17 protein-coding genes are annotated in these 13,739 nt (G+C 44.0%); 10 read left to right on the plus strand and 7 right to left on the minus strand.

What is annotated here, in order from left to right:
- Window positions 1–54: 54 nt before the first annotated feature.
- Complete coding sequence (gene hutX, locus CBX98_RS10410; RefSeq protein WP_109169150.1) at window positions 55–558, minus strand: heme utilization cystosolic carrier protein HutX; 504 nt, start codon at window positions 556–558, stop codon at window positions 55–57.
- 32 nt (window positions 559–590) lie between these two features.
- Entirely contained in the window at window positions 591–1,961 is a 1,371-nt protein-coding gene (gene hutW / locus CBX98_RS10415) for a heme anaerobic degradation radical SAM methyltransferase ChuW/HutW (protein ID WP_109169151.1), read from the minus strand.
- 160 nt (window positions 1,962–2,121) lie between these two features.
- On the opposite strand from hutW, the gene CBX98_RS10420 reads away from it, so the two are divergent.
- From CBX98_RS10420 to CBX98_RS10445, 6 genes are read left to right on the plus strand one after another with little or no spacing between them, the layout of a single operon-like run.
- Window positions 2,122–2,871: an energy transducer TonB gene (locus CBX98_RS10420; RefSeq protein WP_109169152.1), complete on the plus strand. Its 750-nt coding sequence runs from the start codon at window positions 2,122–2,124 to the stop codon at window positions 2,869–2,871.
- Entirely contained in the window at window positions 2,871–3,569 is a 699-nt protein-coding gene (locus CBX98_RS10425) for a MotA/TolQ/ExbB proton channel family protein (protein ID WP_053809617.1), read from the plus strand. Before CBX98_RS10420 ends, CBX98_RS10425 begins: the two co-directional genes overlap by 1 nt.
- Window positions 3,566–3,979, plus strand: a complete 414-nt coding sequence (locus CBX98_RS10430; RefSeq protein ID WP_109169153.1) for a biopolymer transporter ExbD — start codon at window positions 3,566–3,568, stop codon at window positions 3,977–3,979. Before CBX98_RS10425 ends, CBX98_RS10430 begins: the two co-directional genes overlap by 4 nt.
- 28 nt (window positions 3,980–4,007) lie before the next feature.
- Entirely contained in the window at window positions 4,008–4,877 is an 870-nt protein-coding gene (locus CBX98_RS10435) for an ABC transporter substrate-binding protein (RefSeq protein ID WP_109169154.1), read from the plus strand.
- A gap of 9 nt (window positions 4,878–4,886) precedes the next feature.
- Complete coding sequence (locus CBX98_RS10440; protein ID WP_109169155.1) at window positions 4,887–5,924, plus strand: iron ABC transporter permease; 1,038 nt, start codon at window positions 4,887–4,889, stop codon at window positions 5,922–5,924.
- The gene (locus CBX98_RS10445) at window positions 5,924–6,706 is read left to right on the plus strand and encodes a heme ABC transporter ATP-binding protein (RefSeq protein WP_065645727.1); all 783 of its coding nucleotides are present in this window, start codon (window positions 5,924–5,926) and stop codon (window positions 6,704–6,706) included. The genes CBX98_RS10440 and CBX98_RS10445 overlap by 1 nt, the downstream gene beginning before the upstream one ends.
- A 191-nt stretch (window positions 6,707–6,897) precedes the next feature.
- Here CBX98_RS10445 and CBX98_RS10450 read toward each other — a convergent pair whose 3' ends face one another.
- A complete protein-coding gene (locus CBX98_RS10450) occupies window positions 6,898–7,359 on the minus strand; it encodes a TetR/AcrR family transcriptional regulator (RefSeq protein ID WP_005392508.1) in 462 nt (153 codons plus the stop codon).
- A 607-nt stretch (window positions 7,360–7,966) separates the two neighbouring features.
- On the opposite strand from CBX98_RS10450, the gene CBX98_RS10455 reads away from it, so the two are divergent.
- Window positions 7,967–8,266 (plus strand): YfcZ/YiiS family protein, encoded by a 300-nt coding sequence (locus CBX98_RS10455; protein ID WP_005375307.1) that lies wholly within the window; start codon window positions 7,967–7,969, stop codon window positions 8,264–8,266.
- A gap of 74 nt (window positions 8,267–8,340) precedes the next feature.
- Here the strand turns inward: CBX98_RS10455 and CBX98_RS10460 are convergent, their stop codons facing one another.
- Window positions 8,341–8,613, minus strand: a complete 273-nt coding sequence (locus CBX98_RS10460; protein WP_006742199.1) for a YnjH family protein — start codon at window positions 8,611–8,613, stop codon at window positions 8,341–8,343.
- Between the two features lie 317 nt (window positions 8,614–8,930).
- On the opposite strand from CBX98_RS10460, the gene CBX98_RS10465 reads away from it, so the two are divergent.
- Complete coding sequence (locus CBX98_RS10465) at window positions 8,931–9,530, plus strand: hypothetical protein (RefSeq protein ID WP_109169156.1); 600 nt, start codon at window positions 8,931–8,933, stop codon at window positions 9,528–9,530.
- Between the two features lie 74 nt (window positions 9,531–9,604).
- On the opposite strand, the gene CBX98_RS10470 is transcribed toward CBX98_RS10465, so the two are convergent.
- Window positions 9,605–10,714 carry a 1-acyl-sn-glycerol-3-phosphate acyltransferase gene (locus tag CBX98_RS10470; RefSeq protein ID WP_006742201.1) on the minus strand — a complete coding sequence of 370 codons (1,110 nt, stop codon included), beginning with the start codon at window positions 10,712–10,714 and terminating at the stop codon, window positions 9,605–9,607.
- Between the two features lie 191 nt (window positions 10,715–10,905).
- Here CBX98_RS10470 and CBX98_RS10475 point away from each other — a divergent pair, with 191 nt between their 5' ends.
- A complete protein-coding gene (locus tag CBX98_RS10475; RefSeq protein WP_047008435.1) occupies window positions 10,906–11,514 on the plus strand; it encodes a hypothetical protein in 609 nt (202 codons plus the stop codon).
- 127 nt (window positions 11,515–11,641) lie between these two features.
- On the opposite strand, the gene CBX98_RS10480 is transcribed toward CBX98_RS10475, so the two are convergent.
- Both CBX98_RS10480 and CBX98_RS10485 read right to left on the minus strand, forming a co-directional pair.
- A complete protein-coding gene (locus CBX98_RS10480) occupies window positions 11,642–12,124 on the minus strand; it encodes a hypothetical protein (protein ID WP_006742203.1) in 483 nt (160 codons plus the stop codon).
- A 14-nt stretch (window positions 12,125–12,138) separates the two neighbouring features.
- On the minus strand, window positions 12,139–12,672 hold the full coding sequence (locus CBX98_RS10485; protein ID WP_109169157.1) for a nicotinate-nicotinamide nucleotide adenylyltransferase: 534 nt from the start codon (window positions 12,670–12,672) through the stop codon (window positions 12,139–12,141).
- 177 nt (window positions 12,673–12,849) lie between these two features.
- On the opposite strand from CBX98_RS10485, the gene nadE reads away from it, so the two are divergent.
- Entirely contained in the window at window positions 12,850–13,680 is an 831-nt protein-coding gene (gene nadE, locus CBX98_RS10490) for an ammonia-dependent NAD(+) synthetase (protein ID WP_006742205.1), read from the plus strand.
- The last annotated feature ends 59 nt before the right edge of the window (window positions 13,681–13,739 follow it).

Below are 13,739 nucleotides of genomic sequence, written 5' to 3' on the forward strand. Positions count from 1 at the left end.
TGATACCTGACTTTACTAATTAGTATTCGAGTTGAGCCTCGATTATGTTTGTGATTACTTTTTCAATTCGGCTTGTAGGGCGCGGAATGCGGTGACTTGATCTTCAAGTAGCTCGCGCTTTTCGTTACGGCCTAAATAAACTTTGAAAATATTGCTTCCGCACTCAGAGAAAAAGCCAAAATAGTGACTCTCTCTACCCATAAACGGTTTGCTTACCAACGCAACATTTTTAACATTATCTAGTTTCAAGTGACCGTGTAGTTCACCTTCTCTGCCCATTAAATTGTAATAGCCACGCGCCACTTTTCCTTTTGGGAATGGTGCTTTGACTTCAAAAATAGAGCCAAAAGAGTGAACAATAGTCGTCACCGGGCCGAAACCAACCAAACCTTCTAGAATGCTTTGTGCTTGCGCTCCTGGAGCGATGGCCACCATTTCCTGCGGCAAAGCCGCAACAACCTCAAATTCAGAAATACCGAGACGTTCAGCCATCGCAGCTGGCAATAATTGCGGTTCTTGCTCTAGTAATACTTCAACTTGTTGCTTGATTGATTCCATTGTGTCTTCCGTTTTTGTTCAATTTGTTTTCATTAATTATTGGATACTTTCGGTACGGTTTCGTTCATCTCTGACGTAAGTACCTGAATACAACCTTGAGCCAATGAAACGGCCCAGAAACTGCCTGCAAGAGTAAGAAGTAGGCTACGTTCATACAGTTCCACTAAACCTTTTTGCTGCCACACTTTAAATAGAGGCATTAAAAACCCGAACGTGTCCTCCCCCATAAATGATGGCAGTTGGTTTGCCTGAACGATACCGCGATCAAACCCAGATTTGAGTGCAGCAAATAGTGGCTCTAGAGGGCTTTGCTTCATCATCATAGCAATGGTACTTTGCCCTTCTTTGATGGCTTTAATATAGGTCGCCAATGTGCGATGTTGCATCATCCCGTAACCACCGATATTACCTCCAGCGCCACAGCCAATTGGCAGTACCTCTGCATATGTCTTGGCTAAACTGTTGTATAAACTACGTTCACGGTTATCGATTGCCCAATGGTTCACACTCAGTTGCTTCATATGGTGTTTGGCCATAAAGTTCACACCGAGCTCATACATGCCTGCTTTTTCTGGCGTGGTAGCTGGTGGGGGGATTTTTCCTTTTTCTACAAGGTTGAGCATGGGGGCTGAACCACCAACTACCAACTGATATAAGTCCAACCCGTGTGCGCCAGTCGAGAGAAAATCATTTAAATCTTGCTCTAACACTTCTTTGGTTTGATAAGGCAAGCCGTAGAGTAAATCGATAATGACAGGAATTTTGTCTTCGTTGGCAATCTCGCTAACTCGCTTTAGCACATCTTCTCTATCATCTAATCGTTTCGCGCTGCGACGCACTTGTGTATTAAAACTTTGCACACCAAAAGAGAAACGATTAAATCCACCATCTAGAGCGCCTTGGTATAGCTCATCAGAAAAACGGTTGATGCGACCTTCTAAGGTGATTTCACAATCCGCAGCCAAAGGAAAGTGATCGTGAATCGCTTGACCTAACACGCGAACCTGTGCTGGAGACAGATCCGTTGGCGTTCCACCACCAATATACACAGCATGGAAAATACCGTTTTGTGTCCAAGGCAATGCAGCTTTCTCCTTGAGCTCCTGCATCAGTGCGTCAAAGTACTCATCAACCAGTGCGCGGCTCGCAGCATTTTGAAAGAAGTTACAAAAGGTGCAACGTACGCGACAAAATGGAACGTGAATATAAAGACAACGTTTATTGGTCGCTTTAACCGAGTTAGCGGTAACGCTTGAAAAAATCGCCTGTTGCTGAGGTGGAGGTACAGGCACGCTCGCTCCGCCAGCGTGTGCCGAATGTTTCTTAACAAAGGCAAATCGCAATGGGTCAGGGCTATCGCTTCCCAACACTGATTCGTCAAATTTATCGATATCGACGCTCATATATACTCGCTTAGCTCCCACCATATAAGGGGTAGAGGCTGGTCTTTAAAAATCTGCAAGAATCATAATTTGAGCGTAATGATAATGCAATTGATAATTGATCTTATTTCGGTTGTGAGTAATAATCTGCTCAAGTTTTCATAGTTTCCCGAGATATTCCGTGAACGTACAAAGATATGTCATTGCAGGAGGTGCTTCCCTTGCCATCCATGCCGCACTTCTTTTTGTTTCTCAAGAAACGAAAGTGTTCGCGATGCCTGCTGGAAATCCAGCAAGTTCGGTAAGTTTAAACCTTGTATCGGCACCACCACCTACCGTCGAAACATCCACGCCAGAAAATGTGGCCCCACCAAAAGAGCCGCAGCCTCAGGAGCAGCCTGAGCCGGAAAAGAAGATCGTAAAGAAACAGGTCGTTAAGAAAGACGCTGTTAAGAAAAAGGTAGTGAAGAAAAAAACAGAGCCGGTTAAACAATCTAAGCCTAAGACGGTGGAACCAGCCAAAGCCGTAACAAAACAAGAGAATCAGCCCGAAGCCAAACCGAAGAAAAAAACGGAACCGGCGAAGAAAGAGATGGTCGCTCAGCAAACCGCGCCAGCGAGCCAATCCAAAGGGGCAACGTCTCAACCTATTTTGGTCGACAAACCTACGTTTGTGAATCAACCAACTCAGCCTCGCTACCCAAGATCTGCACAAAGACGCGGTATCGAAGGCGTAGCCTTATATGAAATATGGCTCGATGAAAATGGCAATCAAATTAAACAGGTTTTGATTGAGTCTTCCGGCACAAAATCGCTGGACGCCTCAGCGCTTCGTGCCATCAAACAGTGGCAATTTACACCACATATTTCGGGCGGGCTAAAAGTGGCTCACCGAGTACAAGTACCTGTTCGTTTTAAGTTGGATGGATAATGGAACAACTACAAGAATTACAAACTCAACTTGGCCTAATGACATGGCCTTTGATCATTTGCTCAGCCCTCACCGTCATGATCATTACCGAGCGGTTATTCCACGTTTTGATTAGCCTTGGCGTAGGGAAACGAGCCATTCGCCAAAAACTCATTGGGTTAGACCCAACGAATGGAAACGATCTTGAGACGCTTGCAGAAGAATTGTCGCATAAGCGACCGCTCCTTTATCGTGGCGTTGCCATGTTGCTTGCCCATCACTCTTTCTCAAAGTCTCTAAGAGAAGATGCCGCAGGCATTTGGCTACAAGAAAAACGTCATCAGCTGCATTCTGGCCTTCGCTTACTGACGTTGATTGGCGTCATTAGCCCTTTGATTGGTTTGCTTGGTACGGTACTTGGCTTAATTGAGATGTTCAAAGGCATCGCTGTCTCAACGGGGAATATCACCCCGAATGATTTGGCAGACGGTCTAGGTTTGGCCATGCGCACTACTGCAGCAGGTCTTATTATCGCCCTTCCTGCGATTTCAGGAGCACAAATCATTGGTTTGTGGGCGGATCGTGTGATCGCCAAACTCGAACACACATTAAACTATGTCAACTTATGGCTTGAAGGTATCTCTCTGCAACACGTGTCGCCAGACAATTCAACATTAGCAGTGCGCTCTTCTGCAAAGGTCAAGGCAGAAGCACAATGATTAAAACGCCAAAAGACAACACTCGTAACGACTTAACTCCTGATTTAACACCGCTGTTGGACATCATTTTTATCGTAATGGTTTTCCTGATGTTAACTGCAGCGGTAAAGCTCGATTCATTAGATGTCAATTTACCGAGTACAGAATCTCAGGCCGTTGCAGATGTCGATAAGCAATCCATCACGGTAAACATTCTTAAAGACGAGCCTTACTGGGCCATTAACGGCAAGACATACATCGATTGGGACAACTTTACCCTCGCGCTGCTAGAAGAGAGTAATTCAAGCGATAAACCGATTGTGATTGGAGCAGAAAAAACCGCGAACATTCAGTCGCTAGTTCAACTTCTCGGCTTTTTACAAGAAAACGGAATTCAGGCGACTCAGTTACTCACTGAAGAGCCGTCATAAAAATAAATAAGATAGAGATCCTTTCAAAATGAAGAACACACGTGCCACCATTCATGCTGTTGTTACGGCAGCCATTTCCCTACTTGCGAGTAGCCAACTTTTTGCCAATGAAACACCATCATCAGAGCGTGTTGTTAGTGCAGGCAGTGCCGTCACTGAACTGTTGCTTGAACTCGACGCCAAAGATAGCTTGGTTGCTATCGACGTAACCAGTCAGTTACCAAAAGGCATGGAACTGCCTAAAGTAGGCTACCATCGCCGCCTTTCAGCAGAAGGGTTGCTCGCCTTACGTCCGACAAAAGTCATTGGCTCTGATGAGATGGGACCGAAAACAGCATTGAACCAATTAAAAGCGGCGGGGGTAGATGTAGAAATCGTCAATACCGATGCCAACGTTGAGGGCCTTTACCAACGTATCGATCAAATTGCGAACCTTATGAATCGCCAGGCTAAAGCGGAAGATTTAAAGCAAGATGTGAAAACGCAAGTTCAAGCACTCAATGCAAATCAACCTGCTCAAGCTCAGAAAAAGAAAGTACTGTTTCTACTCATCCATGAAGGTCGACCTGCGAACGTTGCAGGATCAGAAACCACACCCGATGCAATTATCCAGCTAGCAGGCGGACTAAACCCAGCTGCTGACCAGCTGTCTTCTTACAAGCCTTTATCCACAGAAGCCATGGTAGAGATGCAGCCTGACGTTATTCTCGTTAGCGGTCGCAGCTATGAAACGCTGGGCGGTGCCGATGCGATTTTAAAAGCAATGCCACTTCTCGCCGCAACACCTGCGGGAATGAATAAAAATATCATCACGATTGACGGTCACGCTCTTGTTGGTGGTTTGGGTCTTAAAAGCCTTGCAGAAGCCGAGCGTTTGAATGCGCTGCTTTACCCATAGAGACATGACATGTTGTTAAGACATATCTCCCTTTCAACGACGTTATCCGTACTTAGTGGCTTTTTAGCATTTGTTGCTATCGCCTCTATTACCGTTGGCCCAATGAACATTAGCTTTACTGACAGTTTGCGTAGCCTAACGGGAGGCAGTTCTGATCTCGCTCCTCACATTCAGTTGGTCATTAACGAAATCCGATTGCCTCGCACCATTTTGTGTATGTTCATCGGCGCCATTTTGGCGATTTGTGGCGTGGTTATGCAGGGCTTATTCCGTAACCCGTTGGCCGAGCCCGGCATCATTGGCGTGTCTGCTGGTGCTGCACTTGGCGGTGCGTTCGCTATTGTTGTATTTGCAGAGTTTAGCCAAAACTATCCGCAACTAATGAACTTAGCTGCGCTGCCTCTTTTTGCTTTCCTAGGTGGTGCGTTGACGACCATTCTCGTTTATAAACTCGGCACAAGTAAGTTTGGTACCTCAGTTACGATTATGTTGTTAGCTGGTGTCGCCATTAGCGCGCTTTCAGGAGCGGCGATCGGCTATATGAACTTTATTGCTGATGATCAGATGCTACGAGATCTGACACTTTGGTCCATGGGCTCATTAGCTGGCGCAAATTGGTCGGGGATAGGCCTATCCGCTGTTACGCTGGTCATCCTGTTATTCTGGTTCCAGAAAAAATCGATGGCGCTAAATGCTCTGCTGCTAGGGGAATCAGAAGCAAGACACTTGGGAGTTCCAGTCCAAAAACTCAAACGACAGCTTATTTTGCTCTCTGCATTGGGGGTTGGTATTACGGTGAGTATTAGTGGCGCAATTGGTTTTATCGGGCTCGTTATTCCTCACTTAGGACGCATGCTAGCAGGCCCCGACCATCGAACGCTACTGCCAATCTCTGCACTCATGGGAGCGCTGCTTCTTACCGCTGCTGATATGTTTGCTCGTATTGCCGTGGCACCAGCAGAATTACCCGTCGGTATCGTGACCGCCTTGATCGGTGCGCCCTTCTTCATCTACTTATTGTTCCAGCAGAAAGGGAAGATTTTGTAATGAACCAGATCGTTTTATCGGGTAAAAACATTTCGATGAAATATGGCAAGCGCATTGTTCTCGATGACATCAATATTGATATCCGAGCTGGTGAAGTGACCGCCCTACTCGGCCCCAACGGTGCGGGAAAAAGTACTTTGCTCAAGCTTCTGTGTGGTGAAATCTCTTCAAATCATGACATCGCCTACTTCGGTAAACAAAAGCATGATTGGGAGCCTGAAAAAAGCGCAAAACACATTGCGATGCTCCCACAGCACAGTACGTTGACCTTCCCATTTTTAGCCAGAGAAGTGGTCGAATTAGGCGCGATTCCGCTATCGCTGTCCAATAAAGAAACCACTAAGTTAGCTTTACATTACATGAAACAAACCGATGTAATGCATTTGGCAGAAAGCCTCTATCCATCTTTATCTGGTGGCGAAAAGCAACGATTACATCTAGCACGCGTGATGACACAGCTACACCAATCTGGCGAGGAACGAATCTTGATGCTTGATGAGCCAACCTCTGCGTTAGATCTCGCCCACCAACACAACACGTTAAAGATTGCTCGTGAGGCCGCGAAAATACAGAACGCCGCAGTCGTTGTCGTGTTGCATGACTTGAATTTAGCCTCCCAGTACGCAGACCGACTTGTACTTTTGCATAAGGGAAAACTGGTTTGTGATGACACACCATGGAATGCACTGACGCCAGAGCGCATTGAGCACGTTTATGGCTACCGCTCCATCGTGACAAAACATCCAACTTTAGACTTTCCTCAAGTTCACGCCGCCGCTTAGCGTGTATCTCTTCTGAGCCGTCTCTTCTGCTTTCCAAACGACAAAGGCCCGCAATAATCATATTGCGGGCCTTTGCTTTGATATTTAATCGAATCTTGGGCTCAAAAGAGCGGCGAGAAAATTACTGTGTTCTGCCTTGGCTTTACAACCAAAGCAGCAAACAAGTGTTCATCTATCGCTCTCAATTGCGATTACTTACTCATTTGGATCAATGAACGACCAATCAACCACTCGAGCTCTTTGTCACCACCTGCGCCAAACTGGCTTTCAACCATTTTGTATAAACGGTCAATACCGTTAGCAGCAAATTCTTGCGCATTTTCGGCCGTGACAATGTGATGGAATAGCAGTCGTAAAATCGCGAGGAACTCAGCATCTTCCAGTGCTTTAATCCAACTTTGTGAAAATGCACTTAGCCCTTTATCAAACTCTAGGTGTTCAATAAACATTTTAAAGATACGGCCATCCAGTGCGGCGGTGAAGTCCGTTTTCTTAGGGAAGTGATGGCTAATACCGGTACGAGATATACCTGTCTGCTGACTTAGAGTCGTGTACGACATTTTGTCGTAACCTAGTCTTAGTAGCTGATCAACAACGGCATCCATGATCTTTTGGATAGTGATTTCGGTATCTTCTTTACTACGCTTTGGCATATTTTAAGCTCTTCTCTTTGTAAATCCATCTAACTCACTATTAAATGAGGCCAGAATGAAATCATTCTTAGCATTATACCCAAGTTGCCCAAGGCACTTCGTTAAGCGAAACCTAAAAATTGAACCGCTAACACCTGCGCATTAAGGCCATTTGGATATATGTACTGCGACTACTTAATATAAAGTTAAGTTCCAAATCATAACGTCTTTACACTGCGTAATGTGCAATTTGCAGTTATGTTTTTGTCAATACATGCTACTCAAAATAAGGCGAAAAGTTAGTCTCATCAAAACCTTGCGCCAATTATTCATCGAAACTATTCAAAGACCAAGAATGATAATTATTAAAAATAATCAATCAAGAAATAGTCTTATAAATTGTCCATTAGTTCAACTGGGCTGAGCGAAATCTCGTCACTATGTTCGTTAATTGATTTTAAATGTTGATATATATCACATTAACGTTCTTGATGATTTAGTAATCCAATCTTTAACCCTTACTTAACAAGCGCCTATTCTGTTCTTTTTTTATTCAAAACTCGTCATTTTTGTAGATACAGATCAAATACCTGATAGAATACCCTTAGTATTTACAAGAGGATTCGTTATGAGTGTCGAATTAGAAAAAAACCAAGTATGTGAAGCTTGCGGCTGCGCAGGCGAGATTGGCTTCATCATCAAAGAAGGTGACGAAGTTGCCGACGTAACGGTTTTCGCACAGACAAAAACAGAGCTAGAGTCTGAACTACAAAAATACATTGAGCTCGCTAAATCAGTATGTGCTGATGTTGAATACAATGTTTCTGAAATAACAGAAGAGTCAAACCAAGCGACGGCTCGATTCAAATTTGAAGTAAGTGCTGAAAAGCTTATCTTTGAATTAAAAACTCGCTCACTCGCTCGTTAATGGAAAAAGCGAGCTCTGTGCTCGCTTTTTTATTTTTCCGTTATCCTAATATTAAACAGACCGTTTTTTGGCGTTTATTTATCTTTTTTGAATACCACCCACTTTAACGAACCATTCGTTTCAAAATCGTTCTCAGCTGTACACATCAGTAATACACCCTCAACATTAATCACGGCTCCGGTGGTGTAGGCTTTATCATCGTAGTAACAGATACGCTGACCTACCTTGCCGTCAGCGACCACTAGCGCTTTGCTTTCTGGCGTACTGTATGATTTAGCAAAAGCGGCCCCAGATAGTAGTACTGCTACAACACCAGCGGCAAAAATAGACACTCTTTTTAACTTCATGAAAATCTCCCTCAGACGCTCATGATACTAACAAGGACGCTTGTTCAGTTCTTGGCAGAACCTCATATTCTTCATATCTCTACTGATATTTTTCTCACATTTACTTTTAAATAAACTATATAATCAATTACTTAATCATTCCCTAACTTGCACACTGGAGCAACTCGGCATCGTGAGCGCGTGTATGCTTTCAGATAAAGCCCTAATTTGAAGTTCTTGGGCTAAAAATCAAAAACTGTTAACAAAGTATGCATAATGAGTCTATTTAAGTATAAGATGAGCACTTAAGATCTCTATGTTTAACTAAGTCTCTGGCTATGCGTTTTGTTTCCCTTTTCCTTACCTTGATGCTGCTCTGCTTCCCATCTTTCGCATATGAGCTAGATTACTACTCTAAGTTTGGTCACACCGATAATTACGGTAATCTTGATCTACGAAACAAACCTTACACCCAATTACCTTCTGGGTTAGTGGTCAAAGGCAACTTAAATATCTCGCAAACCCCGATCAAAAAGCTGCCTAAGGGGCTTGATGTTGGAGGCAGTTTGGAAGCAACCAACAGCGCACTCAAAACCATTCGCTCAGGCACAAAGATAAAAGGTTATGCGAATCTACTGGGTAGTAAGATCGAAAGCTGGCCTAGGGGCATCAAACTCGGCGGTTATCTGAACTTGACGGATACACCATTAAAAACGCTCCCAGCTAAACTTCGAGTCAAAGGCGATTTAAGTGTTATTCGCACTCCTATCTCTGCTCTTCCTGAAGGATTGGTGGTTGATGGTAACCTTTATATAGGAGGATCAGCGCTAAAAGTATTTCCAGACACGATGACGGTGAAAGGGAATATCTTTTTAGGTGGTAACAAGATCACCAAGTGGCCTAGCAATTTAACCCTTGGCGGGGCCGTTGCTCCTTAAAAAGCAAACAAGAAAAAACCCCGGAAAACCGAGGCTTTAAGGCGTTCATAATCCATCAAGTTCAGCGATGAATACTACTCTTGATTGTTCACTGGGTTGGCATAGCTCGCCACCAAATAAGGTCTTGCCCCTTCAGGTAACTGCTCCAATTTATCCGCGAGGTGACGCTTCACCGCCTCTGTGATGATGCTTGAATCTTCGCGTCCAGCAGCTAGCAAGTTGATTGGGTACAACTTGTAGTTGTTGTGAATTTGGCGGTCGATTTCGCCGGCAAGAGATTCTGGCGTTTCAAACTCTTGATCAATCACATCACCAAACGCGACATGCACACGGCCTTTATAACCAATGATGCCCTGAATGATGCTTTCGATATCTTCAAATTCACCTTTTTCATAACGGCCATTTTCTGCTTTTTCGTACAGCTCTTTTGCTTTGGCAATGTCACATGGATCATTTTCATAGGCAATCGAGACAGGAACGATTTTCAAAGAACGCGTGTATTCACCAAAGCTGATCTTCTGCTTGCGACCTTCAACATGGAACATTTTTAAAATCGCAGGATCAGTAAAGTCGTTTCCATCTTTGGCACGACCTTCCTTTTGGGCAATCCAAATTGAATTACCGGTATCAAGCGAGTGTTTAATGTAGCTCGACAGTTGTCCTAATGCTTTCATCATTTCTCTAGGCGCCTTAGCAGAGCGCTTAACGATGAAGCTTTTATTGAGTCGCATCAATTCAGTCGCACATGGCTTCTTCAGCAGGTTGTCACCAATTGCAATACGAACTGTACGGTGCCCACTTTGGTACAAGCCATAGTTTACTAGCGCAGGGTCCATCGCAATATCACGGTGGTTAGAAACGAATAAGTACGACGTGTTTTTATCCAGCTTATCCAAACCAGAAAAAGTGACGCCATCCGTTGTCTTATTCAATGTATCTTTCAGATACTTCTTCACTTCAATCTGAATCGCTTCTACAGAATCAAGCTTGCTCCATTTAGCTTTCAGGTAGATGCGCAGGATCGGGCTCATTAGCGTTTTAAACCACGCTGCTTTATTAGCAAAGCGATGATCGAGAATAGCAGTGATAAATTCATCATCTTGGATTAGACGATCCAGCGCTGCTGGAATTTCTTCGTCATTGTAAGGACGAATTTCAATATAAGGATCGGTATTGGCAGTCATTGTTCATTACATATCAAAAAAAGCTGGCACATTTTACGCATAGTTTTGCTGACAAGCAGCATTTCAACCCATACTTTTAACATGGTCATACCAGTTAGGCTACAATTTCTCATGCTAAAAAATTCTCTCAGCTGGTTGGAATCGTATAGGTTTAACGTTACCCTTAGCGCCAAAAAACACTGGTACTCATAATGAACTACGCAATTGAATTTCACGACGCTAAATACCCCTTTCTTGAAGTAGCTGCGCGCAAAAAAGCACTGAAGCACAGTCTACTGTCTGTCGTAGAAGGGTTAGCCGTCATTAAATTGGGTAAGCAGGAGTATGCCATTGAACCAGGCCAATATTTTTGGATTCCTCAAGGATGTTTGAGCTCCCTCACCTTTTTACCTAATTCTCGTGTATATCGTTGTGATTTTTCTGTGCGTTTAAATGATGACTTCTCACAACAAGCAGGTTTTGTGAAACCTTCACCGCTGCTAAAAGCCCTCGTCGAGAAACTAGCAACAACAGCCGAGCGCTCAGATCTGCAAACCGATCTACTGACGGTAGTAAGACATGAAGTATTGACTCTCTCTCCGAAACTAGCGCACTCAACGTTAACAAAAACCATCAATCAGTGGACGCCTGGTTGTGACATGGACATTTCTAAGGAGCTGTGCTTGGTACTGACACTCCGTGAAGCAAGAAAAATGAAGCTGTCGGGAAAGAAAGAAGAGCAGATTGTCGATACGCTTTTTGCGGGTAATACAGAAGAATATGAGCAACTTTGCTTTTTGGTCTTTGGAGAAGCGCTATAACTCGCATTCTAACGAGCCATCTTTTCAGTATTACGCAGAGTAACGCGCGCAGAAAATAGAGACTCAGATAAAAATAAAAAGGGCGTACATGGATGATGTACGCCCTTTTTATGTTCGCTCAAGGTGACTAGAAGGGAACTTCAATCTGCATCATCCAGTCAGCGTCGTAATATTCGTGCCAACGATAATCAAATCGCATTCTTGGCTGTCCGTCGGATTTATCACCAAAACCCACGCTAAACATCAGGCCATGACTACGGAGCCACTCTTCTGTGTCCATTTTGCTCTCTTCGTCTCGGAGCTCTTCCGGCATCCAAAAACCAAGCCCAAAATAATTCTTTTCTAGATTTTGGGTTAGGAGTGGTGTGTCTTCCGGCTTAATCGCCCACTCTTCCCAATAGTTTTCTGTTGGCCCTTCGAATTTCGCTTCCGCAGCATACCAAATCAACGCATCCGTACTTAATACGCCAATGGAATCTAAAATTTCTTCACAGATAGGAAGGGTGTTATCTTCAAACACAACAGAACGATCAGAAAAATAGTTACACGCAGAATGAGCTTGTGTGACCACAAGCAGCGCACATGCACTAAATACGGCTAATCTGACCATGAAAATCTGACCTCTCAGTTCCCAGATAATGTTTCTTTGTATAAGCCTTCGTTAAGCAACAATTCACAGACGGACGGAGTTGTGTAGGCGTTTATGTCTTCACCCGTAACCAATGCGTTACGTATATCCGTGCTTCTGACTTTTACTTTTTCAGGGCACGCCATAACAGTCCAACGTTCCATAATCTCTTCTGCTCTACTAAATTTAGCAAATTTGAAGAAATTATCAGGACCTATGACAAAAGTTATATCGGCTGTTGGGTAGACTTCTTGAATTTTTTCTAACAACGCATAGGTTGTCACACTTTGTCCGGGTTGGTACAAAGCTTGCTCTGCATCAGAACGCCGAACATTAGAAAGCCCCATATCTTTGATGAATGCATCAACCATTTTGCACCGAGTTGGGTAATCGAGCATATTCTTGCCCCAAGCGTGTGCAATGCTAGGTTCAAGTAGCACAAGGTCAAAGTGGCTCAATGACTCAATAACACTTTTGTGCCCTAAACTAGGTGGGTTAAATGCACTACCAAAAATGGCGATTTTTTTCATATCCGGCGATTACCTGGTTGAAGAGAGTTTTCTAATCTGATGATTTCGGTATGATACTACTAATCTTTACAGCTTTTGACCCTAAAGTCGTGTTTATCGGTCTCAATTGCATGGTTTATCACCATTTGAGCAAGCGGGCTTTGGTGTCTGAAATATTTGCAGGAAAAGGAACCCTAAATGGAACAATCCATCCGTGATGAAATGCGTGTACTCCCTTCAATTGATCCGCATTTTGAAATTGAACGCCGTATTGCTTTTATTAAGCGTAAGCTACAAGAAGCAGGTTGTAAGTCACTGGTGCTTGGCATTAGTGGCGGTGTTGACTCAACCACGTTAGGTCGCCTTGCCCAGCTTGCAGTAGAACAATTGAATGCGGAATCTGGTACTGACAAATATCAGTTTATCGCAGTACGTCTGCCTTACGGTGAGCAAAAAGATGAAGATGAAGCGCAACTGGCACTCTCTTTCATCAAGCCAACACACTCTGTGTCTGTGAACATTAAAGATGGTGTTGACGGTTTGCATGCGGCGACTGATACCGCATTGCAAGGGACGGGCCTGCTTCCGACTGAAGCCGACAAAATTGATTTCGTAAAAGGTAACGTAAAAGCGCGAGCTCGTATGATTGCACAATATGAAATCGCTGGTTACGTTGGCGGCTTAGTATTGGGAACAGACCACTCAGCAGAGAACATCACCGGTTTTTACACTAAGTTTGGTGACGGCGCGTGCGACCTTGCCCCTCTATTTGGTTTAAGCAAACGTCAAGTCCGCGAGTTGGCTGCAACATTAGGCGCACCAGAACTACTTGTTAAGAAAGTACCAACGGCAGATCTAGAAGAACTAGAGCCGCAAAAAGCAGATGAAGATGCTCTAAACTTAACTTATGAACAGATCGATGACTTCTTAGAAGGCAAACCCGTTCCACAGCAAGTGAGTGATCGTCTGGTAGCGATTTACAAAGCAACGCAGCACAAACGTCAGCCAATCCCAACGATTTACGACTAAGCGATATTTTCCGTTCACTTTTAAACTCAAAACGCTGCTAAAGTTAGCAGCGTTTTTAT

This window comes from Vibrio sp. T9 (assembly GCF_003123985.1).
GTDB lineage: Bacteria > Pseudomonadota > Gammaproteobacteria > Enterobacterales > Vibrionaceae > Vibrio > Vibrio diabolicus.